The organism is Neosynechococcus sphagnicola sy1 (assembly GCF_000775285.1).
GTDB lineage: Bacteria > Cyanobacteriota > Cyanobacteriia > Neosynechococcales > Neosynechococcaceae > Neosynechococcus > Neosynechococcus sphagnicola.
Map to the genome: position 1 here is coordinate 1 of NZ_JJML01000031.1, position 26155 is coordinate 26155.

Consider the following 26155-nt stretch of genomic DNA (forward strand, 5'->3'; position numbering starts at 1 on the left):
GCTATCAAACTGCTCGAACAAGGGTTCGACGTAACTGCTGCGATGTCAATTGCTGACGAAATAACCACACGGTTGTGGCATCCGGGAACGCGCTCTTCAATCCCTAGATGGAGAAAGCGCATGAACGATAGGCGGTCGTTGATTTGGTACTCTAAGGATTCGTCGCTGATGTTGTACAACTGCTGCAATATCAACATCTTGAACAGCAGCAAGACATCGGTGGGTTTGCGTCCGGCGTTGCTTTTGCGAGGTTTGTCGTGAATTTGCTCCAGGATGGGGCGAAACTCTTGCCAAGGGATAATGCTGTCTAGACGAATCAGGATGTCTTGTTTCTGGGCTAGGATTTCATAACGCTGCTCTAGATCCCAAAGGCTTTGTTGTCCCATAGCTGTGAATGGATGACTAGTCTAATGCTCAATGATCTCATTGTTTCCTTGATGTGAGACAGCTTTGACTGAATTTTTCGAGGTGCCCTTAATTCTTCTCTAGCTGCTCCTTTGCCTCAAAAGATCGGCACTTGCACTCAGAGCTTTGTGAAAGAAATTTCCTATCGTCTTTCAGCTCCCGACTCTAACGGAGTTTATATTCCAGTTTCCGGATCAGGCAGTGCCATCTCATTTACAAATGGGGGATATCAAGTCAGTTATGACGATGTACCAGCCATTCATGCAAGCCGCGAAGGTGACCCAGTGAGAGTTTGTCTGACGTTTATTCCTGACTGTTCACGCGCTCCAGCAGGAGACAAAAGGGGGCGTATCTATCTAACGACTAATCTCCGAACTGGTAGTAGTTGGCAACTACCGGATAGCGAGCACAGATGTGGCGGAGCCTAGACTATGCCTTAAAGCCAAAGCGATTGGGGGTTTAGATTTGAAAGTTTTTTGGTAAGGGGCGCGGCTTTGTTTTATCCGCTGGTGGTGTAATTTCACCAGTTCCCAGAGCATTACCCTTGAATTAAGCCAAACAGTTAGCCCAACGGTTAGGTTGACACCTAGGGGATTGGGGACTAGCAATCGGTACATCTGCACCCCAAAGCACCATGTACCTGAACCCCCATCAACCCAACACCCACCGTCGACGAGGACAGCATTCGAGAGATCGCATCCTTGAGGCCCTGCAACACCATAGTGACCAGAGCCGCGAAGACCTGATGCGCCAAGCCAACCTCACCTATGACCAGGTGCGCGACCAGACCCGCAATCTCTGCATTGATGGCCGATCCATTCCCGGATTGGTCAAAACGGCGAACAGCGGTATTCCCTACGCAGCACTTCAGCAATATTCAGCCTCTCCCTTGCAATTTTGTGCAGTTGGGCATTAGCAATGCAGCCAGTGAGTTCTGGCAGCAGCGATGGCAAAAAAATGGCAAGAAATTACCCTGGGGGAGATCTGGCAGTCCGGTACAGTTAAATTCCGGCAGATGCGCCGCCACCTCAAAGCCTACAGCCCAGTTAAATTAGACCTGCAAGCCGCCCAACGGCTCTGGGGAGTAGTCGCCCCAGCAATCATGGCACCCCTGCTCTATGTACTGGAAGGGTGGAAAACCGAGAAATTATTGTCGCCATTACCAGAAGTGGAACCAGAAGCAGTTGCTCTGGTCGAGCAACCCAAACATAAACCCTGGTACAAGCGAACAGAACTAGTCGAACAGGTGTTGAAACAAGCCTGGGAATTGGGCTACCGCACCTATAGCCAACTGATGGCACAGGTAAAGCAGTTAACGGGTAAAGGATGCAGTAAAAGAGCGATCGCCCGATTTGTCAAAGAGCGCAAAGCATCAATAATTGGCAGTGAGGTGTAGTTGGCCTATCTGGAGCGACACGTCAGAACCCTGAGCAATGGGCTGAAGCGGGTCTATCAGTATGCAGTTGACCCGAACGGAGAGCGGCATTCCCTGGGGAGTACCGATTACCCCATCACTTCAAAAGTCCTCTATCGCCGCCCGACCCAAAAACGCATCGTCGCCACTAGCGGTTAGAGCGAGACAAACATGAGCGCGATCGCAGTTTTCAACTCGCCCAGCTCCAGCTGCGGATGCAGGAGTTAGACAGTCAACTTGTGGCGTTGTCCGCCGTCAGGAGTCCCTATGCCGGAACCATCAAGAAGGTTAAGTGGTTGGAACAAGCTGATCAAAACCTTCGGGTGGAGCTTACTTTGGATCTGTCTGGCAAGTCCAGCCCTCAGTCTGCCCCGGCAGCTCCCACCGAAACCTCCAAGCCCTGATGTAGAAGAGACTCCAGACTCACCCCCAGAACCAGCTGACCCGGAGACGATGCAGACAGATCCTAACCCGTTAAATCCGGCGGGTGATTCTCTGGATCAACTGATTAAACTGCGGTTCAATGATGATGCTTGGCAGGCGATGTTAGGGGAGCTGCCCTGTCTAACGGCTTCCGAGCCTTGCATTCGCCAGCTTCAAGGGTTGGCGGTGCAGAACTCCACGACCCTGAAGGAGATCGACCAACGCCTAGAAGCTATCAATGAAAAAATCGACCAGGCCAGGAAAAATAATCAGGCTACGGTGCGTCTGGGGGTGTTTGAACCGTTGGTGCAACGGTATTTAAGCCTGGAGAATGTGACGACGATTGATAACCAGGGGCGAACAACGACGCAGCAACGGGGGTTTCTGGATCGGCTGGCGAGTTTGTTTATTCAGCCGTTGACTTCCATCAATGAAATTTTGTCACTAGTGGGACTGCCACTTTTTAGAAATCAGATTGGTGGTGACCCAGCGGCGCAGCAACGCAGCATTGCGATCGCTGACCTTCAGGTGAAGGTGGCGGAAATCATCAAAGGTCGGGCAGAGATTGCCGACAAAATTCGGGAGCAGGTGATTTTGACGGTGTTGGACTTTGACCAGACCCGGCGGGAGTTTCAGATCTCCCAGGAGGTGGCAAAGCGGGAGACGCTCAGAACTCGGTTGATTGAGGTGGATTACCGTTTTGGACAGGGGGACACGGTAAGTTACCTGGGGAATCTCTCTGCATTGGATCGGCAGAAAGCCCAGGCGTTTCGGGAGTGGGCGCGGCTGCGAAGTCAGTTGGCACGGATCAAAATTTTGGTGTTGGGGGTGGAGGAATAGATCTATTACTGAAACTCAACTGGGCCAGCATTGAAGTTTGGATAGCCAGGGAATTGTGGCGGCACATACAACACCCCGTTATTACAGAGGGGTGCAGGGACTCTGGCACCACCCAACCCAGAGCCATAGAACAAACTGACCCCCGCTGCATTAAAAAAGCTCACCGTTTGGGTTTGAGGATAGCCCGCCACCGAGACATAGACCACCCCGCAGGCATTGGCCTTCAGCTGCTTCCGCAACGACAAATCGTGATAAGCCACCGTCACACTGCTGTAGGGAACCTGATTAGCCACATAGACCGTGGGCGACTCACCGGAACGAAACAGAACTGCGGGCGGTGTGCCCTGGAGCTGCCCATTTTTGCAACTAATCTGCCCAACGGGTAGCACCCCAACAGCCGTCGTCGTTCCTCCAACGGTTATTGTGGAGCTATAGGTCAGCGGCCATGCAGCGCTATTGGTAACGGCTGCATAGCCGCAAGCATTGACACTCAGCTTCCGTTGCCGGGGTACACCCTGGAACACCACCTCAATCACCTGGTAAGGCTCCAGACCCGTCAGACCAAGTTTCTCTGCCGGGGTAAAGAACGCAAATGGAGAGGCCAGGGCAGACTCACAACCCAACAGCAATAGGGTTGCCGCTGAGAGGATGTAGATTAACCGCTGCAATAACTGATAAGTCATAAAGCACCTACAAAAAAGCCCCCGTGTAGGGGCTGATACCTGAATGAAGCGTGGTCGAAATTAATCCCAACCCGTGGGGTAATAGGCAATGCCTTTGCTGCAAATCGGCGCAACCTTTGCGGTCAAACTTGATGGGTTGCTGATGGTAACCACCGTGGTGGGGCTTTCAGAAGCCGTCTTGAGGACAATGCTGCTGGTACCAATGGGGTAAGCATCCGTTGGCTTGATTACCAACATGCCGCAGGCACTGGCCTTTAAACTCCGTCCTGAGGGCAGATTTGGGTAGGTGACTTCGACGCTGCCGTAGGGAGTTAAGGAACCCACAAAGATATCCCCCTCACTGTTTTTACTCACCGTTGCCACAGGAGAAGTCGTCAGCTGCCCATCTTTGCAAACTGGAGACGGGCCAGAGGGTAGACTTGCCACGGTGTGAGTGGTTCCAGCAATCTTGATCGTCGCTCCCATGGGGTAGCTATCGGAATCTGAGATCTTGGCAATCCCACAAGGAGAGGCTGAAATCGATCTCGAGCGGGGAACGCCAGCAAATTCAGCTCGATAGGAGCCATATTCAGACAGACCAACGATGCCCACGGCACCATCGGCGGTTTTGAAGGTGACGATCTCGGCCTGGGCGGGTAACAGGGGAGAGGTAACGGCGGCGATCGCTATTGCAGAAGCTGCCAGTTGGTGTTTAAGGTTCATAGATTCCTCATGCATGAGTGAATAGCCCCGGAATCTATACACCAACCTCTAGACTGGTCAAGATGAAGCAAGTGATTTCTCTGCTAGCCCTTGGCATCGTTGCTGCTACTGGCTGTTTTGCCTGCAAGGTGATTGCTAACCCCCAGAACATTACTGCTGCCAGTGGTGATCTCTGGCAGGTTGTTCCTAAGCGGGTTCATGATGGCGACACTTTCCGGGTCAGCCGCAATGGGGAGGAACTCAAAATTAGGAGTTGTGGCATTGATGCGCCAGAACTGAAGCAACCCTTGGGTGAGGCCAGTCGAGATTATTTGCGATCGCTGCTCAACAAGGCAGGGAATCAGGTGCGGTTAAAGATTGTCGATCGCGATCGCTATGGTCGGCAGGTCGCTGAGGTCTTTACTCCCGATGGCAATCTGATTCAGGAACAACAGGCCAGGGCAGGCATGGTCTATGTTTACCAGAAATATATTCATAATTGCCCAGAGGCTCAGGCAATTATCAAAGCCGAGGCGGCTGCCCGTCAGCAACGTTTGGGGGTGTGGGCAAAACCAAATGCCATCCCACCGTGGGAGTGGCGTAGAACTCATCAATAAACAGTTGTGTTTCTGCCGGATTGGGTCTTATGAATGCCCCCAATGAATTTGGGCATGGATGTGAGAACCAAAGGCTTTACCCTGGTTGAAATTCTGATTACACTCACGGTTCTGGGGGTGCTGGCTGCCATTGTCGCCCCAAACTTGCTTGGACTTTTAAACAGACAACGGATGAATGCCGTGCGAGGGGAAATCTTACTGGCGTTGGAGCAAGCGCAGTCAAATGCCAAAACAACGGGGTCAGATCAAGTGGTGAGGTTTGACACCACCGCTGACCCTCCCCGATACAGCATCGGCACAAGCTGGAGAAACTTTAATGGCATTAGTGCGGGTCAGATCCGGTTGGTCACCACTGCCCCATCGATCCAATTCAATCACCAGGGCTTACCTGATCAGGAGGTGATTCCCTTCATCGCCACAGTGTCTCTGGTGAATTTTCCTAACTCCAAAAAGTGTGTGATGGTCAAGACTTTGTTGGGGGCGATGGGAACTTACGAAGATAGCCAGTGTGACTAAAAATTCATCGCTGAGTAGGAGAAAACTTAAACAGCATCATCTGGGAGAGGAGGGTCAATTTTCAAGCCCTTTCGACTGCTCTTGAGGTTTTTCCACAACGCTTTGATTTGCTCGAATGCTTCTTGAGATGAAACCTTACCGCCTGTCTCCAGGGCACAAATCAAACCTACCTTGTTCGCAAATTCCTGTAGATTGGCGTTGAAAACCAGATTCTGGGGGGAAAACTCACCGTAATATCGACTGCGGGGATTAAGAAAATCATCCTTATCAGGTGGCTTATCCTCAGACATGCTGTCACGACTCCCTAAACTAGCTTCACCAACTTCTGATACTGTCGCTCCAGGGCGGCGACTCGTCTGCTCAAGGAACTCACCGATTCAGCATCAGTTTTTCCCAGGTAAGCAGCGATCTCCCTGGATAATTCATAATAATTCATACCTTACAATCTTTGCAGATCGCCTCCAAAATCAAGTGTAAGGACTATCTGCTGAGTCGGCTAACGGCAAAGTTGTGCGGCGGTAAGTAGCTTTTGACACCCATTGATAACTCCTGCTCCGTCCGCACCAACGACGGGTTCGGCATCAACTGACTAATTCATCTTGGTGTAAGAGTCTTTGTATTTATGGATAATCAGATTTATGATGAATCATTTAAGCCAGATTTCAACTTGTCCCGCTGGAACACGATACTTTGTTGTTGAGAGGTCTATTAGTTTCTCAATCTTGATACCTTGATTTTTCTCAAGGTATGCTTGCAAATTTTCAGAGATCTGCTTATCTGCTGTATTAGCATATCGAATATCATTCTGTTCAATTCCAGGAGCCGATACACCTTTGCTTTGGAGTTCTTTCTGAAGCTTTTCGGCTAGCTCTTTATTACTTTTATACTGAATATACACGAGTCTGATGCCAGCTAAACTGTGTTAAGCAAGCACCCCGCAAGTTTTACTTCCAGCTCCCTGGCCATGGGAGGGCTGACTCAGCTTAGAAGGGACTTTTGATCCAGGAAGTATACGTTTTTAAACACTCTCAATGGGAAGGGCGTTGCTATAATCCCCTTGCAGAGAGCGTTGAGAGCCTAACCATGCTTCCAGAAGCTGATGATTGGGTATTTCAGGGGCGCTGTCCCAACCACCGCTCAAGTTCACTTAACAGCAACAGGAATTCTTAAATCATGACGGACTGGCAGATCATTCCCGGCGGTATTACGGCTCCCAGAGGTTATCGCGCCGCAGGCATTACGGCAGGACTCAAACCCTCAGGACTGCCTGATCTGGCGCTGATTGTTTCTGATGTAGAGGCGATCGCGGCTGGGGTGTTTACAACCAGCCAAGTCCGAGCGGCCTGTGTGGATTATTGTCGGCAGCGATTACAGGCCAAACCCACTGCCCAAGCCATTTTGATCAATTCGGGTCAAGCCAACGCAGCGACGGGAGCCGATGGTTGGATCGATGCCCTAGAGTCAGCCCAGTTGCTCAGCCAAGCCTTAAAAATTGACCCAGAATCGATTCTGCTCGCTTCAACTGGTGTCATTGGTAAACGGATCAAAATGGAAGCCTTGCGCAGGGGCATTCCCTCACTGGTAGCCAGCGTCTCCCCTGACGGGTCAGACCTGGCAGCCCGAGCGATTATGACCACGGATTTAGTGCCGAAGTCCATTGCCCTGGAAACCCTGATCGGCGATCGCCCGGTGCGAATTGGGGGGATTTGCAAGGGGTCTGGGATGATCCACCCCAATATGGCCACGATGCTGGCCTTTGTTACCTGTGATGCGGCGGTATMCCCCCCCCGTGTGGCAACACATGCTCAGTCGTGCCGCCGATCGCAGTTTTAACCAGGTGACGGTGGACGGAGATACCAGCACCAATGACTCTCTGATGGCCCTGACCAACGGTGAATCCCGTACCCCGGCGATTACGGAGGCGGGTGCTGAGGCTGAGAAACTAGAAGCGATGCTGACGGAGGTTTGTATGTACCTCGCCCAGGCGATCGCTCGGGATGGAGAAGGAGCCACCTGCTTGGTAGAAGTGCAGGTCACGGGAGCCAGTGATGATGCCTCCGCCCGGAAAATCGCCCGAACCGTTGCTGGCTCTTCCTTGGTAAAGTCTGCGATCTTTGGTCGTGACCCGAACTGGGGACGGATTGCTGCCGCAGCGGGACGGGCAGGAGTACTGTTTGACGCGGAACAACTGCGAATTCAGCTGGGTGAGTTTTTGATGATGGAGCAGGGACAACCCTTAGCCTACGATCGGGCAGCGGCCAGTGAGTACATGAGACAAGCCGCCGCTGGGGTATATCTCCAGTCCGATACAGTGGAGATCGCCGTCCGTGTTGGGAGTGGGACTGGGGCTGGCATCGCTTGGGGCTGTGATCTCAGTTATGACTATGTAAAAATCAATGCCGAGTACACCACTTAATAGCAAAGATATCAGGCAGGGGAGGGGGAATCACTGGCCAGGTAACTCAGTAACCAGTTGGCAATGGTCGCACGGCGGGTTTGACGCGGAACCAGCTCGCCAACTTTGTAACCGGCAAACCCCAGTTGTGTTTTCAGAAGCTGCTTATGCTCAGCAGGAATCGAGCGCGTTAGTTTCACCGTTGCGGGGCGGCTTTCAATAAAATTGGGAGGCTCAGGATAGGCTTCCCGCCAGTCCGCCTGCACCCGATCTGTTTCCCAGTGATTGCTCTGGGGATGATAGCGATAACCGAGGCAATGCCAAACCAGTTGGTTCGCCGTAGCATCCTCCAGGGTGTCATTGAGGATTTCCCAGATGGTTTCTAGGTTCAGGGGGGGGTAGGTCAGACACAACAAATTTTGTTGAGTGGGGGAGTGCAGAATAACGGTAATTGACACTTCCACGGCTAAAGCGCGTGGGATTCTTGGTTCCTAGAGATTACTTGCTCTAGCAGGTTCTCACCAACCAGAGTAGGGGTATTCTCTCCCCAAGCGTTGCACGGTTCAAGACCGAAAGTTCCTGTATGCCCTACAGTACTCAATCCCCGACTGAGGATGATTAAAGTCAGTGAAGAGGTCACCCCTTCCACTGCTCTACAAAACGAAACGTTATAGTTTCCCATCATTCCGCTCCTCAGTAAAGCAGATTGCCCTGTCAACCTATCTGATGACACGCCCTAGCTCTAGTAAAATTCAGTGACTAGCCAGTAGGCTACATTGGAGGCATGGAGAATCTTGATTCCATTGCAGTTTTTTAATGTAGGAATGGCCTGTTTAGCTTTCACGATGATTTAGTTAATGTTGGATCAATTCTTAGAAGCTTCTCCGAACCTAGGGTTTGATACCCTGATGGTATTGTTGGTTTTGATATCCCTAGAAGCAGTTTTGTCGGCGGATAACGCCATTGCCTTAGCCGCCTTAGCCCAGGGACTGGAAGATAAACAGCTAGAGCAGCGGGCTCTGAATTTAGGTTTAGCGTTAGCACTGGTGCTCCGGCTAGGACTAATTTTGACAGCAACCTGGGTGACGAAATTCTGGCAGTTTCAGCTGCTAGGGGCAGTCTATCTGTTATGGCTAGCCCTGCAATACTTCACATCAAAGACGGATGCGCAAGATCACCACCATGGGCCGCGGTTTACATCCCTGTGGCAGGCAATTCCGCTGATTGCCGTGACTGACTTGGCGTTCTCCCTCGACAGCGTCACCACCGCGATCGCCGTGTCTCAAGAAACCTGGCTGGTGTTAATCGGTGGCTTGATTGGCATCATCACCCTCCGCTGCATGGCGGAACTCTTTATTCGCTGGCTGGAGGAGTTTGTCTATCTCCAGGATGCGGGCTACTGTACCGTCTCTTTGGTGGGGTTAAGACTGCTGCTGCGGGTGATCAATCCCGATCTGGTACCGCCAGAATGGATGATGATTACGGCGATTGGCTTGTTGTTTGTCTGGGGGTTTTCCCGCCACAATCCCAGTCCCACGCCGAAACAGACCGATGACCAGCGGCCCCCCAAGGATGAATAGTGCCTATCAGATAGGGCAAGTTCCCTACCTGGTATGCCACTTTGATGTCATTGCTCGAAATTGTGTGGCGATGGTAGATCAGGCAGCTGCTTAGAATTAGCGTTTAACAGCTTGCTTAACGTCTGCCTGACCCGCACTATGATTGCTGAGAAGGGTTACTCCGCTAGCCACGGAGCCAAACAAGGCTGCCAACTGGCTAGTTCCTCTTCCTTAAACCACAGGGCAATTTCCCGTTGGGCAGTTTCAATGGCATCCGAGCCATGAATAATGTTGCGACCAATGCTGATCCCATAGTCACCCCGTAGGGTTCCCGGTTCCGCAGTGAGGGGATTGGTGGCTCCAATGATCTTGCGGGCTGAAGCAACGACACCATCTCCTTCCCAGACCATGGCAACTACGGGGCCAGAGGTAATAAATTCCACTAAACCTGCAAAGAAGGGCTTTTCTCGGTGAACGTCATAGTGTCTTTCGGCCAGTTCTCGACTCACATGTATGAGTTTCAATCCAACCAAGGTAAACCCTTTGACCTCAAACCGCCGAATAATTTCACCAACTAAGCCCCGCTGGACACCATCCGGTTTGATTGCTAAAAATGTTCTCTCCACAGTTGCACGGCTCCTAACGTTTGTCCTCAACCTTTCGTATCTTAGCGACATCCGTCCCCTGGAATTGAGCCTGCCCCTGGGAAGTTCTAGATTCTAACTCCTTCGCGATCGCACACCTGAGGCAGAGATCAACCCGCTAGGTAAGGGAGTAGACCTGTCCAGCAATCAAGAGGCGAGTAATCCCTTTGGCCTGCAACTGGGCAGAGGTTTTATACAACATCCGGCTATCGGGTACCTTGATCACCCGTTGATTCCGGTTAGAAAAGCGGCGTGCCACCCGATGGTTATCGAAGATTGGGAGCGTCTTTTTCTGGATTTCTTCGTCAGGAATCTGTCCCAATTCACCAAAATCTTTGAGGGGACGGGTGACCAGTTCAGCGGTGCGATCCACCACCAGGTAACAGGTGCGAGGAATCGCAGCTTCTGTCAAGGGTAAGACTTCAACCCGGCTCCCCGCTAGAACCTGCATTCCCAGGGTGGAGAACTCAGCGTCATCATCCAGGCCGTCTGTTTCGTCGTCGTCTTCGAGATCGTCGCCATCCAGATCTAGATCATCTTCGTCTTCGTCTAAGTCATCTTCTAAATCGGTCTCTTCCGGATTGATCGGGTCATGACGGCGTATCGGTAGCAGTTCAGCGCGTAGCTCAGCCAGGGCAGCAGCATTAGCTGAGTCTGAAGTACTCCTATCGTTGTCCAGTGATCGCGCCAATACAGAAGCGTTAGCTGACAAATCCAGCAGGTCTAACTGATCGGATGCAGAGGTTGAGTCGGGGTCGTGCTTAAGAGTGCGCCGGGGGGGGGTCTGGTTGCTCCCGTTTCCGCATCTCAGGGACGAGGGATGCCGTTACTTCTAAGATCTTCTCATCGGGTGCTACATCTAGCGCGGGGGGGAGAAGTTCAGGGGTGGCTGGGACATGGGGCTGAACCTGTCCAGACCGTTTCTGCTGCACCAATGCCTCGTATTCCGCCGCTAAGAGGCTGCTCTTCAGAATACGAATGATGGTTGTGTTGCTGACACCGTAGCGACTAGCCAGTGATGTAGTTGTTTCATCCGGCTGTTGATACAGATTCAGAATGTCGCGCTTGTCAGAGTCAGACAGTTTAGAGGGGGGCATGCCACAGGGGGGGAGAATGGGAAACTGGAAAAAACTGGCGACTGAAGAGTTTCTCCATTCTACGATGGGTGATAGCGAACCTGCCGATGCAGCTCGGACTTTGCCTTATGCCTTTATATCTGAACAGTTGGAGGGTAATCTTGCCAGTTGCCTTCCCAGAATGGGACAGATAGAATTTATAGCATTGCGCATTTATCTGCTCTCGTAGCTCAGTGGATAGAGCAACCGCCTTCTAAGCGGTCGGTCGTTGGTTCGAGTCCAACCGAGAGCGTCGAATCGAACCCGTTTCTAGAGCCACCTTGATAGCGCTGACAAAGAACGGTCTGGACAAGTCACCGCGAAAAGACTCCATGGCTCCACCAGACTTAGATGGTAACAAGATCCCAATATTAAAAGCCCTTGGGCGTCTTTCCGTGTTTCGACTCCAAGGGCTTTTAAGTTCTATTCTTACTCCTCACCTGTCATCAATAATCCCACGGATGCCTAGAGATCGTGGAGGATATTGTGACACTTTTGAGATTGGCATAGGACAGGGCTGGCAACGAAGGATGAGGGAAACTATAGTCTTCTGCGGTTCCTTGCGGGAGAGACCGCAGTAGTGATACCAATTGAACGTGAAGAATAGGCTCCTCCTGCTTTAACAAAAGCGCTGCGGGGTAAAGCCTTCAAGCTTCCGACGATGCTACCTTCATTCAAGATTGGTATTAGGCAATGGTGTGCCCAGATTCCAGGATGGCCTGCTTCACTGCTGTCTCCATAGCTTGGGTTTCGACGGTGACGACTTTGCTTTTTAAATCAACCGCAACGATGGCAGTTGCATCCAGTTTTTGGATGGCATTGCGAACGGAGTCCGCACAACCGGCGCACGCTAGGGAGTCAACTATAAGTTGTAAAGCCATAATTCACAAATGTCTTAGCGAATGGATCTTCATTTAAATTATGGCAACAGTAAGGCACCGCTTCTCAGATGCCGTCCGAGCACATTCCAACTGTGATGGTTTGGTTCTGCCTCCAGCGATCGCCCAGAAGTCCAAGATGATGATATTCCCCTGCTAACCCAAAATGGCTGACTCCTATACCCCTGTTCCTTTAAGGCCAATACAATCGATTCAAGCACTCTTTGCTCGCCGCGACTTAACCCCCTGTGAAAAGCTGGAATGTCTCAAGTTTTATCTGACAGCCTATGGGCATCGTTCTCTTTTTGCGACGCTGCCGCGATCGGGCTTGAACTATACCCAACTGATGGTGGAAGTTGCCTGGGATATTGCCCAGGGCGGTACCGGGGAGTATTACTACCGCAACAATAAATTCTTTCTGGTGGCCAATGTCAGACTGGCTAGAACGGCGTTAGACTATCGTACCCCCATCAGCCTCCGGCGTGGCTTTGACTTCCATCCCCTGCAAAAGCCCGTGATTTATAGCACCCATGACCCCTACGATAGGATTCAAAATCTTCAGCGATCGCAGATGCACGTCGTTGTCCTAGTCAGAAATATGTTTCAGCAACTGGAGTCTTGGTTGTTCCACTCTGGCTATGCCGTTGAAACCCAGGCAGACTTCATCCGGGATGGCTTTGTTGACCGCAGCATCCACTTTTACAATAGTTGGGGACATTTTCTGGAGCGTCATCCGAACTCGCAGCTCCTGAAGTATGAAGACTTGCGGGGACATCCAGAACAAGCCCTAAGGCTGCTTTCCCGGTCCTGGAATCTTCATTTTCCGGAACCTGCCATTGAGGCAGCGGTTGCCAAATGTACCAAGCAGGAAATGCTCAAGGTAATCAATCAACAACAACGGGGGCAGAATCCTCGGGTTTCAGACCGGGATGCCCAACTAGCTGTCTTTACGGTCGAAACCCTGAAACGAATTCAGGAGCAGATTCATCAGCATCTCAAGTATAGTTTTGGGTATGATTACAGCACCCTGCCGACTGTGCCTCGTCTAGGGGGAGAAGCTCTGTGAACCCTGCTGCCGGAACCTACCGTAAGCACAACAGTTTTATTGATATTCGGCAATCCGATCCCCATCGGAGTGCCGTCATGCTCCGGCTCCAGGCATTCCGCGATCGCCTCCCGACCCTGGCATTCTCTCCCTACCAGGTTGAGATCATGACTCAGGCCTGTAGAGATCTGCTCCAACCCTCTCCTGTCCCTGCTGCCTCGGAGCTAGCCCCTCCCTTGCAACTCCATGCCAATACCCTGGAAGAAATTTCCCGGCTCTCTGACCGTGACCTGCCGCGATATTTGTTCTACCGCTATCGCTACGAAATTTTCCCCCAGATCTATCGTCTGGATGATTTTCCGCCCTGTTTACAGGTAGAGCCGACCTCAATTTGTAACTATCGCTGTGTCTTCTGTTATCAGACCGATGCCACCTTTAGCCACCCCCAGCAGGGGCACATGGGGATGATGAGCCTCGATCTGTTTCGGCAGGTGATTGATCAGGCTGCGGGCAACTGTGAAGCCCTGACCCTGGCCTCACGGGGGGAACCCCTGCTCCATCCTGAGATCGAATTGATGCTCGCCTATACAGCGGACAAGTTTTTGGCGTTGAAGCTGAATACCAATGCCTCCCTTTTGGATGAGCGCAAAGCCCACGCCATTCTTCAGGCGGGGGTCAACACCGTTGTTTTTTCTGTGGATGCGGCGGCAGAACCCCTTTACAGTCAACTGCGGGTTCACGGCAAGCTGGAACGGGTGGTTGCCAATATTCGCCAGTTCCAGGAGATTCGCACCCGTCACTATCCTGAATCCACAACGATTACCCGCGTCTCAGGGGTCAAGTTCCAGGCCGACCAAGATTTAGACACCATGGAAGACTTCTGGGCCGATTGGGTGGATCAGGTGGCCTTTGTCTCCTATAACCCTTGGGAGAACACCTACCAGCAACCTGTCAACCAGGTAACGACCCCCTGTTCCGATCTGTGGCGACGAATGTTTGTCTGGTTTGATGGCACGGTGAATCCCTGCGATGTGGATTACAAATCGACTCTGAGGCTGGGAAAGGCAGGCGGCGACTTGCCCCAGGGCAACCCATCGATGAATCGCCTCTCCCAATTGTGGACGGGGGAGGATTATCAGCGGCTCCGTACCGCCCATTTGTCCCACCAGCGACAGGTCGCCGCTCCTTGTAATCGGTGCAGTGTTGTCTAAGAGGTTCGTGTTGAGTCAGCCACCGCCGCAGCCATTGACTGCGAATTCCCTGATCCATCTCCCCTCCCCCATCCCAGCCCTCTCCAAGGTCTATCGGGTGCGGGAATCAGGGTCTGAGACCCAGTCCTATATTTGCCTCGATCGCAATGAGCGTTTGCAACCGTTGCCCGATTGGTTTATGGAGGCGCTACGGCAGGCGATTGACAGCCAACTGCTCACCAGTTATCCAATTCAAGACCCACTGTTGGACTTACTTGCTGCCCAGTGGCAGTTGCCGAAGTCCCATCTGCTGCTAACGCCGGGTTCGGATGGGGCGATCAAAGCTCTCTACCAAGCCTATTTGCATCCGGGGGATGGCATCGTGATGTTGCAACCCAGCTATGCGATGTACCCGGTTTATACCCAGCTATTTCAGGCCCAGGCGATTCAGATTCCCTTTGCCCCCGATCTCTCGGTTGATCCCCATCACCTCTTGGCCGCGATTGAACCGGGGGTTCGTTTAGTAATGCTGGCCAATCCTAACCAGCCCACGGGCACCCTGCTGGAACCAGCGGTGCTGCACCAGATTTGTCAGCAGGCGGCTAGGGTCGGGGCCTTAGTGGCCGTTGATGAAGCTTACTATCCGTTTTCTCAAACCACCGTTGTCCCCTGGGTACAACACTATCCCCACTTGGTGGCGATGCGGACGTTCTCGAAAGCAGCGGGTCTGGCCGGCTTGCGCCTGGGAGCGGTGGCTGCCCATCCCCAGGTGGTGGGCAATTTGTTCAAGGTGAGATCAGCTTACGATGTCAATAGTTTGGCCATTGTAAGTGCCTTCCTGGTGCTCACCCATCCTCAAATTGTTAGCGACTATGTGGCTGAGGTCAAAGCAGGACAGGAAATCCTGGAGCAGGGGGCGCGATCGCTGGGCTTAGTTCCCCTGCCCACCCATACCAACTTTCGGTTGATCCGGGTCGGGCATTGCTGTACACCGGGGGATCTAGTAGCGGCATTGCGCGATCGCGGCTATCTGGTGAAAGGCCCCTTTGATGCCCCTTGCTTAGCGGGTTGTATCCGCGTCACCGTGGGGCCGCCGGATTTAATGGCAGCGTTTATCACCACGCTTCAAGCCTGTATGGCGGCACTGATGAATCAGACCATAGGAACATAACTATGGAACAAAAATACCAACCGACTCTGATTCTCATGGGGCAACAACAGCGGTGTGGCGGCTCTTTGCTGACACGGCTGTTTGATTCTCACCCCCAGTTGTGGGTTCATCCCACGGAAAACTACAGTGGTCGTCCCTACAAATATCACTTTCCCAACCTCAACCTCCCAGCCTCCCCCCAACAGCTCTGGGTGGATCTGCAAGAATATCCGCTGATCGCCCAGGGAGGAAGGGGCAAGATCAGTAAGGGTCGCTATCAAATTTATGAATTTCAGTACGATCCTGCCTGCCATCAGCAACAATTTATCCAGCAACTGTCAACGGGTGAAGATAGTCAACGCCGGATCTTACAAGCTTATTTTTCCTCGCTGTTTGGGGCGATCGCCAATTTTCAGCCCCCAGGGACTCCTCGCTACTATGCCTACTTCACACCCCGGCAATGCCTCTATGCTGAGGAATTTTTTGCCGACTTTCCCGATGGCCATGTAATTCAATTGGTACGCCACCCCTTGGCTTACTATAATTCGGTCAAGTCCCATAACCGTTACTACGATCTAGAAATCAGCAAGTTTGTCTGGCGCTTGTTTTATCTGCGAGCGATGGATGCGCTGGTGCAGGGATGGAGGAACTACCACATTGAAATTTTTGAAGACCTAGTGGCTGACCCCAATGGTGTTATGGGGCGGCTAGCGACACGCCTTCAGATTCCCTTTGTGCCGACCCTACTCACCCCAACCTTTAATGGAGAGCCTTGGGGAGGCGATAGTAATTTTGGGGAATTAAAAGGTGTCAGCCCATCGGTGATCGATCAATATCGCCACCACCTCTCCCTCGCTGAAATCGATGCCTTTGCAGCCGAAATCGAGCAATATCAGTCCCTATGCGGTCTTCTGAGGCAGTCCCGACTGCCAGCGATGCCCGACCAGTCCGGTCTCCCTGGATTTCATGCTTATTTACAGGTGTATAAGCAGGAAAAACCTTACAATACAGCGGGTTTATTATTTACCCAACCCCAGGTCTGTCGGCTCTTAGCCCCAGACCTCTCGGATCACCATTGGCAGTATTACCAACTCCAAGCGATCGCGGAAAGCATCACCTTCTACCGCACCCAGGAAGTTCCGGCCACCATTGATCTCACCCTCCATCCCCTGCCTCAGCTCTCCTGGGAATTTTTGCCCCACCTCACCGATCCAGCCGCCATGGCTGAGACGTTAATTGAACGCTGGTTGCTCCAAGGTCGGGAGGGGTTACAACTGGCAGTGGCACAGTTACCCCCGCAGCTAACCCTAGAAACCCTTCTGGCAGGCATGAGCTTTCAAATTCAGCGCGATCGCCGGGGACTTTCAGCTGTGTTGATTGAGGATTTGCAAGTCACCCTCCCGGCTCGGTTTCCTGAGGCCAAGACAGATACAGCAGCTTGGAACCTCCTCCAGCACCTGTTGCCTGGTGCCCCAACCGTGGCCGATCCAGCCCCAGGAGGAGGAGTTAGGCAAATCTTGAAAAATTGGATTGGCTACTTTGGTTGGGGAGCCAGGGTACTGGAGAAATCCAGCAGCCAAGTACCCAAGGAACATTAAATGCCGACTCCTGGCTCCTGATTGCTTCCCCTACCCGTTCTCAAGGTTCCTCCGTGCCTCGGGCATCCAAAATGGGAGGCATCCCTGGTTATCCCTGGCTCACCAACCCTCTGCCTAACAAATCCCCGTTTCCCTATGTCGTCCCCTGTCTTTCCTTCCTGGGTGAATCATCCCGAACTGGTTGACTTCTACTCCCAACATCGCAATTCCCCCGCCGATCTCTATCCCTCAGAACGGCGCTTTCTCCCCTGGTTAGCCCGACAGTCGGTTTCGGTTCTCGATACGGGCTGTGCTGCAGGGGGCTTCAGTCAGATTTGGCAGGCCTATAATCCTGGCATTGACTATACGGGCATTGATATTTCGGCACCGCTGATTGAAGCTGCCCAACAGCTGCATCCCGACCTGCAATTTCACTGCGCTAATCTAGTCACTGGGATTGATTTACCTTCGGGTTATGCCACGGTGGTGCAAGCCCTCGGCTGGTTAAATTGGGAACCAGACTATGGGGTGGCGATCGCGGAACTTTGGCGATTGACCGAACGCTACTTGTTTTTAGATGTTCGCTTGGTCACCACCCCAGACGCTGTAGCGATTGGTCAGCAACAACTGGCCTTCAGTGGCACCTGGGATGGGACGACCACCACCCCCTATGTCACCGTCCTATGGCCCACCTTTGCCGAGCAGCTGTTGGCCCTCAACCCCCAACAAATTCTGGGCTATGGCTACTGGGGGCAACCGGCAACCAGTGTCATGGGGATCACCTCCCAGGTCTGCTTTGCGGCCTTTGTCTTAGAGAAAACTCCCCTGTGCAATCCCGATCGAGTACCGACCCTTTGTCTGGACTTACCCCTGAGTTGGCCGACTGCCCTGCGCGATCGCGTCGAGGACTTACCGACTGCACACCTAGAGACCCTTGTGCAGAGTAATCCTGCCTGATCCAGCTATTTCTTTTCTCTGGTGTCAGCGAACTACAGGCACCCGTGGATTGCTAAGATGCTTCTGGTCAATGATCTTCGGCAATGCTAGCCAGAAAAAGGGCTAGACGAGCGTAGCTTGCTGCCGAGGGATTGGCGAGTAGTTCTATGAACAAATGCAGCAGTGGGAGCGGCGGTTTTGAAAATTGCAGCGTTAGTGTGTGGTCGTCTGGAGCAGGATGATTTCCCCGGACGCAGTATCTTGCCAATTCTGGGGCGACCAATGATGACCTATCCCCTCCTGGCAGCCCTCCATGCCCAACAGGTTGAAGCCACCTACTTAACCACCGACTCGCCGCTAATGAGCAGCATTGCCCGCAACTATGGGGTACCGACAATTCAACGACCGCCCCAGCTAGCAACTGCCTCCACTCCCTTAGACACCATTATTCACCACGCCTACCAGCAGATTCGGGCGGAGTATCTCGGCGGAGAAGACCTAGAGGCATTGGTGGTGCTGCTCTGTAATGCCCCCACCGTCACAGCAAGTTTGATTGACGAAGGCATTGAAATGCTGGTCAGCGATCGCACCTTAGATTCGGTGGTTTCCGTCACCCTCCATCGGGAACACCACCCCAACTATGCCCTGCGCATTGGCGATCGCCAGCTACTGGAACCGATGCTGACCACTCAGGCCATTGAGGAGACCCACGCCTACTTTAATACCTATGAATTTCTGGCACTCCGACCCCACTGTTTTAGCCAACCCAGCCCCAGCTATTACTCGATGGGCTGTGTGGGTCGTCGCGTTGCACCCCTCGTCCATGAAGGCTATGGGGACATTGACTATCCCTGGCAGGTGCCTGCGGTGGCTGAATGGCTGCGTCGCCATCACTTTACCGAGTTGCTCACACCCTACGATCCAAGCGATGACACCGTTGCAGGTGCTCCAATCGCAGGGGAAACCTTCGCCATTCAAGTCACACCGCCCAAAGATCTAGAGCGCCGGGTGCTGATTACCACCGTCCCCTTTGGTGAAATTGATCCGAAGCCGTTGCAATTGCTGGAGGCTGCGGGTATTGACTATGTGATTAACCCGATTGGCCGCAAACTTCGAGAAACCGAACTCGCAGACCTAATTGGTAAATTTGGGATTTTGATTGCTGGGACTGAGCCGATTACGGCCACAGTCATGGATCAGGCTCCTCATCTGCGGTTGATTTCCCGCGTTGGCATTGGTCTCGATAGCGTCGATCTGAAGGCCGCCCGCCAGCGGAATGTTTTGGTGTCCTACACCCCCGATGCTCCGGCTCCCGCTGTTGCCGAACTCACCGTTGGGATGATGCTGTCCTTACTACGGCATATTTCTCAAACCGATCGAGGGATGCGGAATGGCATCTGGCAAAGGTATATGGGTCGCCGACTTGCCGAGATCACCGTTGGCGTGATTGGCGTTGGTCGTGTCGGCAAACGCGTCATTCAGCACCTTCAGGGCTTTGGCTGCCCAATTCTCGCCAATGATCTACAGCCGGATTTTGAGTTTGGGCAACCCTACCAGCTGCGTTGGGTTGATAAGGAAACGATCTATCGGCAGGCAGATTTGATTACCCTCCACGTGCCCCTGACCCCCGATACCCACCATTTAATTGATACGTCAGAGCTAGCCCTGATCCAACCCCAGGCATTTTTAATCAATACTGCCCGTGGCCCGGTGATCCGGGAACAGGCATTGGTGAAGGCATTGCAAACTGGCAAGTTAGCGGGAGCTGCCATTGATGTCTTTGAACAAGAGCCCTATTCCGGGGCCTTGGTGGCCTTGGAAAACTGCTTACTCACCTGTCACATGGGGTCTTGTTCCCGTGATTGTCGCTCCCAGATGGAAATCGAGGCCACGGAGGAGGCAATCCGCTTTTTGAAGGGAGAACCATTACTGGGCTTGGTGCCAGAAACCGAGTATTCTTTACACAGATAGCGACATCGCCCTTTAGGACAGAATTTGGGCGTTGCTTCATCCAAGTATGAATCGAAAATCTTGACAATGCCACAAGCCAGGTACAGGTAAATTTTGGGATTGCCAGAAAGAGTAGATTCAAACCGCTAATCAGCAACGCCAATTTGGATGTTGGGGCAAATGCGGCGATCTTTGTCCTCCAGCAGGGGTGGCTCCTTCCAGCCCTGTAATAAAGCTAACAACTCAGAACGCAGGGTTTCTAGCGCGGTAATTTGCCGTGTCACCGCCCTGACTTTTTCCTGCAATCGTTGCTTGACATCCCCACAGGGTAGTTGCCCCTGGTCATAGATATTGAGAATCTCACGAATTTCGATCAGTGTCAGCCCCAGGGATTGCGCACGCTTAATGAATGCCAGTCGCTTGAATACCGATTCTCCAAACAATCGCTGTCCAGTGGGCGATCGCTGCACAGTCGGCGTGAGTAAACCGACCTCGTCATAGTAGCGAATCGTCTTTACGGGCAACCCACTCCGATTGGCAACCGTTCCAATCTTCAACGCTGGCTCCACACCCAGAGAGTTCATAGCCTCTTCATCCATCGCAGATAAACCCACTGCTTCCAAGATTGAGGTTGCAGTCAAGTAGATCAATAAGTGGGGGGATGGCGTTTGGACATACTCAATGGGGGTAATTGGGGACGGGAAGCATAGGGTGGCAGATAATGGGTCACTGTCGCCTCAGGTTGCTCATCGGGTCGCCGTTGGAATTGCCACCATCGTAGCCCCAAGGCCACGACCATCGTCCCCATCCCGAAACCAGCGAGAGAGCCGTGATCACCCAGTCCTCCAATTACCGTATCAACCACGCCAATAGTCAACACAAAACTGAAGAGGGGTTCTCTTCGATAGGCCGACTTCAACATCCGATGCCATACAGCATTCATTGCGAATCCTTGTACTACTCCCGAATCGAACTTGAATTGCTATTAGTCTAGCCTAGTGGTCTGTCAAGAATTTTTTGATGGGTGAAAACACTGGGAAATTAACCCCCTTAAAACTCTTAAACCATCAAATCAAGGTTGACAGAGTACTAGACCTGTCTCAAAAATCAGACAGATTAGCGCTGCAACAGTGGCTCTAGTCAAGTCCCAGCCATGACAGCAGCCCCTTTCCTGTGACAAACTCAATGATCAGGGTTAGGATAAAGCCAATCATGGCAGCCCGGCCATTGAGCCGCTCTGCATATTCGCTAAAGCCAAACTTAGGTTCTTCCAGCTTAGGAGTGGTGGTAGGTTGGATTGGAGTCATAGTCAGACTTCTTTGGTTACAATTCTTTACTATATATCTATTGTAGAGGTGACTGCCCCCTCGTCAACCCAAGACCTGAAATGGCTGGAGTTAATCAATCCAGTAATGAACCTGAGTCTGTGATGAAAAACGGGGTTAATTTTTGTAATAATTAGGCAGGGTAATTAAGATTTCACCTTGAGTTCAATCTATCAGCTTCTCAGCACTTCTATGAAAACTTGCGTACAATACAGAGTGAAATTCTAGCTAGGATATTAGGGTAGGTTTCTATACTTTCCACCAAATCCCCCTGCCAAGGATAACTCAATCACTTTGTTACTCCCATCTCTGTTGTTGAGTCGGTTGATACAACGAACAGAGAAATTTTGGCAGTAAATGTTTACCGCAGGCGCTGCTCAGGATCATGGATAAAAGTGTTATCTGCCTGCAATTCCAAGTACTCAATCAACACCCGTTGTTTGACAGGCAAATTCCTGAAATTGAGAAATTCAGCTTGGATTATCGACTCTAGGTTTAAGTTTTATGCAGTACTCCATGAACCGTCTATCAATCTTTGTAGACGGAAACAATATGTTCTATGCTCAGCAGAAAAATGGCTGGTTCTTCGACCCAAAGCGAGTGTTGGAGTACTTTACTAAAAGTGAAACTGAGCCTCAGGTAACGCTCATTAATGCCTTTTGGTACACAGGTTTAAAAGATCCCCAAGATCAGCGGGGTTTTCGAGATGCCTTGATCAGTCTTGGCTATACGGTTCGCACAAAAATTCTGAAAGAGTACTATGACGATAATTCCGGTCGCTATTCTCAGAAAGCCAATTTAGATATTGAGATTGTAGTGGACATGTTTAATACTGTTGATCAATACGACCGAGTCATTCTCTTTAGCGGAGATGGAGATTTTGAACGGGCGATTGAACTGCTCCGATCGAAAAATACCCATATTACTGTTGTATCAACGGAAGGGATGATTGCCCGTGAGCTACGCAACGCCACGGATCGCTATATCGATCTCAACGATATTCGGGAACGAATTGAAAAAGTTGACTACTGAGTAGGTGGAATAACACTCTTTCATCACCTAGTTAACAAAACTTGTCTGGAATAGTCTGAAAGATCGCCCAGATTCACTAGACTGTTGTCCTCGACTTAACTACTCCGTAGATCCCAGACTGCTGGTTACCGCTATCAGATATGGATGAGGATCGACCCCGTTTGAGCTGGTTGTGTTGAGCTGGGAGCACGGTCTTGAGGTGATTGACAAGATAGCGGGTAAACCCTTTCCTTAACCTTGGTGGCAAGTATAGCTATTGGAGGCCATGGAGAGACCAAGTGTGTGGCGATAGATAGTCCATGCCGTAATATCTTTAGCACGAGCACCATGACAGCTATTAAGCTGGTAAAGTACAGTCAATTCTTGACTGGCAAAAGCTTCAGGACTAAAATTGTACCGCACTTAACCGAGAACCGCCATGTCATTGAAATAAAGTGATGGCAAGGAATTTGACCTCTTACCGTTGTAGAACACTTGAGAAGAGTGATCTTAGTGGGAGAGTTAATGCTTTTTGGTAAATCTTAAGTCCAGCGCAGTCATCGCTTGATGAAGCATTTGTACTTAAGTCAAAGCGGTGAGAGCCGTCTACGTCCAATTTCATGATCGGTAACAACACACGCTTGTTATCAAATATACAAGTGAGCGGCAGCAATTAAATTAAACATAGAATTATTTGCCAATCACTTTTCATACAAAGAGGGAGATGGCAATAATTTCTTATATTTAATTCCGACTAGCTGCCTCGTCACTATTAACTTCAGAAAGTGCCATAATTAGTCCATGAGTCCATTCGCCGTTGATTTACTAAGAGCCAGAGGATCAATGACTTTCACACCTAAGGTAAAGAGAACTGTTAAAAACGAGCAAGATCAGCTAAAGCTAGGATTTTCCCTGCTGAAGGAGAAACGATTTGATGAAGCCCTCGCCCAGATGTCAGACGTAATCCAGTCAAATCCTTCATCAAAAGGTGCGCACCTAGCATCTGGTATCGTTCATTTTCGACAAAAATCCTTTGACCAAGCCCTCGCTCATTTTCAATCGGCGTTAAAGGCTGATCCCTTGGCTCCTCCAGCATATCTGGGAATTGGAAGAGTCTATCTAAGACAAGGAAAGGTAGAGGAAGCCATTGAACAGTTTCAAAGTGCTGTAAACCTAGATCCAAAACAGTCAAAAACTTACGTACATTTGGGAGATGCTTTTCTCAAGCAAAAGCATCTTGATGAAGCACTACAGAAATTTCGAATGGCGCTGCGGTTGAATCCACAATCATCTTCTGCACGGCTAGGGTTGGCTCAGACATATGTGGCTCAGGAAAAGATTCAAGAGGCTATTTCTGAATTACAGTCCTTAATCAGAGTTGATCCAAAAAACTTGAGAGGGCTTCTACAACTGGCCTTTATTTACATGAAACAGCAGCAATACAGCCTGGCCAAGGAAGTCTTTCAGTCAGTGATTCAGATAAGTTCCAAAGTTCCTATTTCCATTCAACTAGCCTTCATTAAGGCTTTGATTGAAGACAATACACTAGAAGAGGCTTGTCAGTTACTCAGGGAGCTACCTGAGAACAAAAAGCTGGCACCGCGAGTGCACCAACTTTGGGGAGATCTGTATAGTCGCCAAGGTCTACATAAGGAAGCCACAGAAGAGTATAGAGCAGCGACTCTGCTGGCCTCACAGACTGATATTAACGACGAGGTTAACGAGCCAGGAGAATTGGATATCCTCGAAGATCAAGATGACTGGGAAGATCTGGCAGAGAGTTTTAGAGTTTCTGCAAACGCTCTGCTCAATGAAAATCCTGCTCGCCAAAAGCGATTTCGAAACCGCACTTAATTACAGCCATATTTTCGGCATTATAACTTCATTCTTGAAGTCTTTCACTTTGATGAAAAAACCAGCAAAAAAATGGATTCATGGAAGTATGTTATCTTGAGAACACCAACATACACTTAGAAAAGAAATGTTGAGAGGGTTGGGATGTTACTGAAGTCAATTTAATTTTATCCAACGAGGTACTGGTCTTTAAGCCCGTGATGGAGTCGTAAAATACATAGTAGATAGGCGAATCTAATCGGCATTCTTTTTCCCAATCTGATCGCCTTACTCCAAGTGTTTCAGGATTGTTCGTATGCGGTTTAGATAGGCAACAGCTCATCAAGAATTCAAGAATAAATGACTGAAACCCTTATGAATCCGACTCATATATCTATTGGCCAGTGCCTTAATGAAGCCAAAACTTCTGACATGAAATCAACAACCGAGGATTGGAAAAAATATGAGCGATTAATGACTTGAGTAGCTTTTTTATTTGGAGTGCAACTGAGATCAGCCAAAACTAGAAGCAGAACTGCTTTATCTCAGGTTTCTTAAGAGGATGTTTTAAAAGGGTCGGCTTGAGCCTCAAATACGACTCAGTGGTGCAATCTAAAATCCATAAACCCTGATTCTGTCGTAGCGGTCTCTAGTTGGTCTGAGTGGTTGGATACACCCAGGAAGACGTTTTTAAACATCGTCTAAGAGGATAAGCATTTTTGGAAGATACAAACTTCTTAAAATAGCGACAAATTACAGTAGAGGAATCTGATATTTTCATCTGAAATGCCACTTGAGAATGGTCTTGCGTTTACGAAGTATTTTAAGTATGGCCAAATTGCGTATAAAACATCATTTAAAACTCATATGAAGTTGGATTTTAAGTTGTTTCAGATATCCCAAATTAAAAAGGGGAACTCAAGATTGGGACAGATAAATTGATTTCAATAAAATGTGTATTTATAACTTCCATTTTATTGTATAGCGGTTCCCGCTCCAATAAAGTACATTAGAAGCCTTGCTGTATAAGCGTTATAGCTACTATGATATACTTCACTCCAGCGAAAACCGCTATAGTAATTTACTGAGGCTTGTTTTTGCCAATTAAAAAATTTTCGACTTGCTTATTATGCCAAGGAACAATGTAGATATTGAAATAATTTTGAGAGAATATTCTCTTGGAAAAAGAAACTTTCATGAAGTGATTATCGACAACAATAGTCTTGCTAAAATGAGGCTATTGAAGGTAAACTTTATCAATATTGATCTTAGTAATGTCAATCTATCTGGAACGGACTTGCAAGGCATATATCTAATTAACTCAAATCTAAGCGAATCAAGCTTTTGCGCGTCTAATCTTAGCTTTTCACTATTAAGTTGGTCGGATTTAAGTCATGCAATTTTATATAAATCTCAGCTAAATGAAACCAATTTAATTGAAGCCAATCTCAGTAATGCTAATCTATCTCAAGCTAAGCTAGTAAAAGCTAATTTAGCCGCAGCTAATTTGCAAGGAGCTAACCTACAACAAGCGGATTTACAGGGAGCATATTTATCCCATGCCGATCTATCTAGAGCTAACTTATGGGGGGCAGATCTCCGATGTTTAGACTTAGAAAGTGCTAATCTTCAGGGTGCATTATACAGTTTAACTACCCAATTTCCTGAGGGTTTCATCCCCGACCAACATGGAGCTTATTTGGTTGCACCTAATGCTTCACTTCAAGGAATTAATCTATGTGGGCTTGACCTTCATGAAATTGACCTCCAGCAAGTGAATATCCAACAGGCAATCTATGACGAAAAGACTCGATTCCCTGAAGGATTTGATCCTGCTCAGCAAGGTGCTTACCTGATTTCCACCTTTACAATTTTACCAAATGCTGACTTACAGGGGATGGATTTGCAGAAGGTTAATCTCCAGGGAGCTGACTTGCGGGGAGCTAACTTACGTCAGAGCAATCTGTG

Annotated in this window: 29 protein-coding genes, 1 tRNA gene and 2 pseudogenes; 19 read left to right on the forward strand and 13 right to left on the reverse strand. The window is 50.2% G+C overall.

Going from position 1 to position 26155, the window contains the following annotated elements:
* Positions 1-386 (reverse strand): transposase (locus tag DO97_RS13550; RefSeq protein WP_162182998.1); only part of this gene is annotated, 386 nt, incomplete at its 3' end.
* Between the two features lie 653 nt (positions 387-1039).
* On the opposite strand from DO97_RS13550, the gene DO97_RS13555 reads away from it, so the two are divergent.
* The 5 genes from DO97_RS13555 to DO97_RS13565 are packed head-to-tail and all read left to right on the forward strand — an operon-like array spanning position 1040 to position 3082.
* Positions 1040-1321, forward strand: coding sequence for a hypothetical protein (locus DO97_RS13555; RefSeq protein ID WP_036534316.1), 282 nt, complete (start codon positions 1040-1042; stop codon positions 1319-1321).
* Between the two features lie 30 nt (positions 1322-1351).
* Entirely contained in the window at positions 1352-1801 is a 450-nt protein-coding gene (locus DO97_RS13560) for a hypothetical protein (RefSeq protein ID WP_036534318.1), read from the forward strand.
* Complete coding sequence (locus DO97_RS23980) at positions 1802-1978, forward strand: hypothetical protein (RefSeq protein ID WP_156120573.1); 177 nt, start codon at positions 1802-1804, stop codon at positions 1976-1978.
* Between the two features lie 56 nt (positions 1979-2034).
* Entirely contained in the window at positions 2035-2223 is a 189-nt protein-coding gene (locus tag DO97_RS23230) for a hypothetical protein (protein WP_052128732.1), read from the forward strand.
* A 49-nt stretch (positions 2224-2272) separates the two neighbouring features.
* Positions 2273-3082 (forward strand): hypothetical protein, encoded by an 810-nt coding sequence (locus DO97_RS13565; protein ID WP_052128733.1) that lies wholly within the window; start codon positions 2273-2275, stop codon positions 3080-3082.
* A 5-nt stretch (positions 3083-3087) separates the two neighbouring features.
* Here the strand turns inward: DO97_RS13565 and DO97_RS13570 are convergent, their stop codons facing one another.
* Entirely contained in the window at positions 3088-3765 is a 678-nt protein-coding gene (locus DO97_RS13570; RefSeq protein ID WP_036534319.1) for a hypothetical protein, read from the reverse strand.
* 60 nt (positions 3766-3825) lie between these two features.
* On the reverse strand, positions 3826-4467 hold the full coding sequence (locus tag DO97_RS13575) for a hypothetical protein (protein ID WP_036534320.1): 642 nt from the start codon (positions 4465-4467) through the stop codon (positions 3826-3828).
* 62 nt (positions 4468-4529) lie between these two features.
* Here DO97_RS13575 and DO97_RS13580 point away from each other — a divergent pair, with 62 nt between their 5' ends.
* Together DO97_RS13580 and DO97_RS21195 are read left to right on the forward strand one after the other, a co-directional pair.
* Complete coding sequence (locus DO97_RS13580) at positions 4530-5063, forward strand: thermonuclease family protein (RefSeq protein ID WP_036534322.1); 534 nt, start codon at positions 4530-4532, stop codon at positions 5061-5063.
* Between the two features lie 33 nt (positions 5064-5096).
* Positions 5097-5579, forward strand: a complete 483-nt coding sequence (locus DO97_RS21195; protein ID WP_052128734.1) for a pilus assembly FimT family protein — start codon at positions 5097-5099, stop codon at positions 5577-5579.
* A gap of 26 nt (positions 5580-5605) precedes the next feature.
* Here the strand turns inward: DO97_RS21195 and DO97_RS13590 are convergent, their stop codons facing one another.
* Positions 5606-5869 (reverse strand): DUF7219 family protein, encoded by a 264-nt coding sequence (locus DO97_RS13590; protein ID WP_036534324.1) that lies wholly within the window; start codon positions 5867-5869, stop codon positions 5606-5608.
* A gap of 356 nt (positions 5870-6225) precedes the next feature.
* Positions 6226-6477: a hypothetical protein gene (locus DO97_RS13595; RefSeq protein WP_036534326.1), complete on the reverse strand. Its 252-nt coding sequence runs from the start codon at positions 6475-6477 to the stop codon at positions 6226-6228.
* A gap of 275 nt (positions 6478-6752) precedes the next feature.
* Between DO97_RS13595 and argJ the strand changes: the two are divergent.
* A pseudogene (gene argJ / locus DO97_RS31280) lies at positions 6753-7995 on the forward strand (bifunctional ornithine acetyltransferase/N-acetylglutamate synthase).
* An 11-nt stretch (positions 7996-8006) separates the two neighbouring features.
* Here the strand turns inward: argJ and DO97_RS13605 are convergent.
* Complete coding sequence (locus DO97_RS13605; protein WP_239651737.1) at positions 8007-8432, reverse strand: DUF1823 family protein; 426 nt, start codon at positions 8430-8432, stop codon at positions 8007-8009.
* A gap of 399 nt (positions 8433-8831) precedes the next feature.
* On the opposite strand from DO97_RS13605, the gene DO97_RS13610 reads away from it, so the two are divergent.
* On the forward strand, positions 8832-9554 hold the full coding sequence (locus DO97_RS13610) for a TerC family protein (protein WP_036534329.1): 723 nt from the start codon (positions 8832-8834) through the stop codon (positions 9552-9554).
* A 155-nt stretch (positions 9555-9709) separates the two neighbouring features.
* On the opposite strand, the gene ndk is transcribed toward DO97_RS13610, so the two are convergent.
* From ndk to DO97_RS25265, 3 genes and pseudogenes are all read right to left on the reverse strand, one after another.
* Positions 9710-10159, reverse strand: coding sequence for a nucleoside-diphosphate kinase (ndk, locus tag DO97_RS13615; protein ID WP_036534331.1), 450 nt, complete (start codon positions 10157-10159; stop codon positions 9710-9712).
* Positions 10160-10295: 136 nt separating this feature from the next.
* Positions 10296-10604 (reverse strand): annotated as a pseudogene (locus DO97_RS31285) (hypothetical protein); the annotation flags it as partial.
* Between the two features lie 334 nt (positions 10605-10938).
* Positions 10939-11274 carry a helix-turn-helix domain-containing protein gene (locus DO97_RS25265; RefSeq protein WP_036534333.1) on the reverse strand — a complete coding sequence of 112 codons (336 nt, stop codon included), beginning with the start codon at positions 11272-11274 and terminating at the stop codon, positions 10939-10941.
* 198 nt (positions 11275-11472) lie between these two features.
* On the opposite strand from DO97_RS25265, the gene DO97_RS13630 reads away from it, so the two are divergent.
* A tRNA-Arg gene (locus tag DO97_RS13630) sits at positions 11473-11545 on the forward strand.
* Positions 11546-11978: 433 nt separating this feature from the next.
* Here DO97_RS13630 and DO97_RS13635 read toward each other — a convergent pair.
* Complete coding sequence (locus DO97_RS13635; protein WP_036534335.1) at positions 11979-12173, reverse strand: heavy-metal-associated domain-containing protein; 195 nt, start codon at positions 12171-12173, stop codon at positions 11979-11981.
* Positions 12174-12336: 163 nt separating this feature from the next.
* On the opposite strand from DO97_RS13635, the gene DO97_RS13640 reads away from it, so the two are divergent.
* The 6 genes from DO97_RS13640 (at position 12337) to DO97_RS13665 (ending at position 20039) form a co-directional block, all read left to right on the forward strand.
* Entirely contained in the window at positions 12337-13236 is a 900-nt protein-coding gene (locus tag DO97_RS13640) for a sulfotransferase domain-containing protein (protein ID WP_036534337.1), read from the forward strand.
* Entirely contained in the window at positions 13233-14426 is a 1194-nt protein-coding gene (locus DO97_RS13645; RefSeq protein WP_052128736.1) for a radical SAM/SPASM domain-containing protein, read from the forward strand. Before DO97_RS13640 ends, DO97_RS13645 begins: the two co-directional genes overlap by 4 nt.
* Positions 14419-15576 carry a pyridoxal phosphate-dependent aminotransferase gene (locus DO97_RS13650; protein ID WP_204368636.1) on the forward strand — a complete coding sequence of 386 codons (1158 nt, stop codon included), beginning with the start codon at positions 14419-14421 and terminating at the stop codon, positions 15574-15576. Before DO97_RS13645 ends, DO97_RS13650 begins: the two co-directional genes overlap by 8 nt.
* Before the next feature lie 2 nt (positions 15577-15578).
* Entirely contained in the window at positions 15579-17153 is a 1575-nt protein-coding gene (locus DO97_RS13655) for a sulfotransferase (protein WP_036534343.1), read from the forward strand.
* Between the two features lie 135 nt (positions 17154-17288).
* Entirely contained in the window at positions 17289-18089 is an 801-nt protein-coding gene (locus DO97_RS13660) for a class I SAM-dependent methyltransferase (protein ID WP_036534345.1), read from the forward strand.
* Between the two features lie 177 nt (positions 18090-18266).
* Complete coding sequence (locus DO97_RS13665; RefSeq protein ID WP_162183000.1) at positions 18267-20039, forward strand: NAD(P)-dependent oxidoreductase; 1773 nt, start codon at positions 18267-18269, stop codon at positions 20037-20039.
* Positions 20040-20164: 125 nt separating this feature from the next.
* Here the strand turns inward: DO97_RS13665 and DO97_RS13670 are convergent, their stop codons facing one another.
* The 3 genes from DO97_RS13670 to DO97_RS24650 form a co-directional block, all read right to left on the reverse strand.
* Positions 20165-20659 carry a heavy metal-responsive transcriptional regulator gene (locus tag DO97_RS13670; protein ID WP_239651735.1) on the reverse strand — a complete coding sequence of 165 codons (495 nt, stop codon included), beginning with the start codon at positions 20657-20659 and terminating at the stop codon, positions 20165-20167.
* Positions 20660-20664: 5 nt separating this feature from the next.
* Positions 20665-20961 (reverse strand): hypothetical protein, encoded by a 297-nt coding sequence (locus DO97_RS13675; protein WP_036534347.1) that lies wholly within the window; start codon positions 20959-20961, stop codon positions 20665-20667.
* A 193-nt stretch (positions 20962-21154) separates the two neighbouring features.
* Complete coding sequence (locus DO97_RS24650) at positions 21155-21325, reverse strand: hypothetical protein (RefSeq protein ID WP_036534350.1); 171 nt, start codon at positions 21323-21325, stop codon at positions 21155-21157.
* 522 nt (positions 21326-21847) lie between these two features.
* Here DO97_RS24650 and labA point away from each other — a divergent pair.
* From labA to DO97_RS13695, 3 genes are all read left to right on the forward strand, one after another.
* Positions 21848-22375, forward strand: a complete 528-nt coding sequence (gene labA / locus DO97_RS13685) for a low amplitude/bright protein LabA (RefSeq protein WP_036534351.1) — start codon at positions 21848-21850, stop codon at positions 22373-22375.
* Positions 22376-23155: 780 nt separating this feature from the next.
* Positions 23156-24208: a tetratricopeptide repeat protein gene (locus DO97_RS13690; RefSeq protein WP_081980755.1), complete on the forward strand. Its 1053-nt coding sequence runs from the start codon at positions 23156-23158 to the stop codon at positions 24206-24208.
* A 1108-nt stretch (positions 24209-25316) separates the two neighbouring features.
* On the forward strand, positions 25317-26155 hold an 839-nt coding region (locus tag DO97_RS13695), incomplete at its 3' end, for a pentapeptide repeat-containing protein (protein WP_239651738.1).

Coding starts and splice junctions, on each gene's coding strand:
- DO97_RS13555 (WP_036534316.1), top strand. CDS start 1,040: ATGTACCTGAACCCCCATCAACCCAACACCCACCGTCGACGAGGACAG.
- DO97_RS13560 (WP_036534318.1), top strand. CDS start 1,352: ATGGCAAAAAAATGGCAAGAAATTACCCTGGGGGAGATCTGGCAGTCC.
- DO97_RS23230 (WP_052128732.1), top strand. CDS start 2,035: ATGCAGGAGTTAGACAGTCAACTTGTGGCGTTGTCCGCCGTCAGGAGT.
- DO97_RS13565 (WP_052128733.1), top strand. CDS start 2,273: ATGCAGACAGATCCTAACCCGTTAAATCCGGCGGGTGATTCTCTGGAT.
- DO97_RS13570 (WP_036534319.1), bottom strand. CDS start 3,765: ATGACTTATCAGTTATTGCAGCGGTTAATCTACATCCTCTCAGCGGCA.
- DO97_RS13575 (WP_036534320.1), bottom strand. CDS start 4,467: ATGAACCTTAAACACCAACTGGCAGCTTCTGCAATAGCGATCGCCGCC.
- DO97_RS13580 (WP_036534322.1), top strand. CDS start 4,530: ATGAAGCAAGTGATTTCTCTGCTAGCCCTTGGCATCGTTGCTGCTACT.
- DO97_RS21195 (WP_052128734.1), top strand. CDS start 5,097: ATGCCCCCAATGAATTTGGGCATGGATGTGAGAACCAAAGGCTTTACC.
- DO97_RS13590 (WP_036534324.1), bottom strand. CDS start 5,869: ATGTCTGAGGATAAGCCACCTGATAAGGATGATTTTCTTAATCCCCGC.
- DO97_RS13610 (WP_036534329.1), top strand. CDS start 8,832: ATGTTGGATCAATTCTTAGAAGCTTCTCCGAACCTAGGGTTTGATACC.
- DO97_RS25265 (WP_036534333.1), bottom strand. CDS start 11,274: ATGCCCCCCTCTAAACTGTCTGACTCTGACAAGCGCGACATTCTGAAT.
- DO97_RS13635 (WP_036534335.1), bottom strand. CDS start 12,173: ATGGCTTTACAACTTATAGTTGACTCCCTAGCGTGCGCCGGTTGTGCG.
- DO97_RS13640 (WP_036534337.1), top strand. CDS start 12,337: ATGGCTGACTCCTATACCCCTGTTCCTTTAAGGCCAATACAATCGATT.
- DO97_RS13655 (WP_036534343.1), top strand. CDS start 15,579: ATGGAACAAAAATACCAACCGACTCTGATTCTCATGGGGCAACAACAG.
- DO97_RS13660 (WP_036534345.1), top strand. CDS start 17,289: ATGTCGTCCCCTGTCTTTCCTTCCTGGGTGAATCATCCCGAACTGGTT.
- DO97_RS13675 (WP_036534347.1), bottom strand. CDS start 20,961: ATGAATGCTGTATGGCATCGGATGTTGAAGTCGGCCTATCGAAGAGAA.
- DO97_RS24650 (WP_036534350.1), bottom strand. CDS start 21,325: ATGACTCCAATCCAACCTACCACCACTCCTAAGCTGGAAGAACCTAAG.
- labA (WP_036534351.1), top strand. CDS start 21,848: ATGCAGTACTCCATGAACCGTCTATCAATCTTTGTAGACGGAAACAAT.
- DO97_RS13690 (WP_081980755.1), top strand. CDS start 23,156: ATGAGTCCATTCGCCGTTGATTTACTAAGAGCCAGAGGATCAATGACT.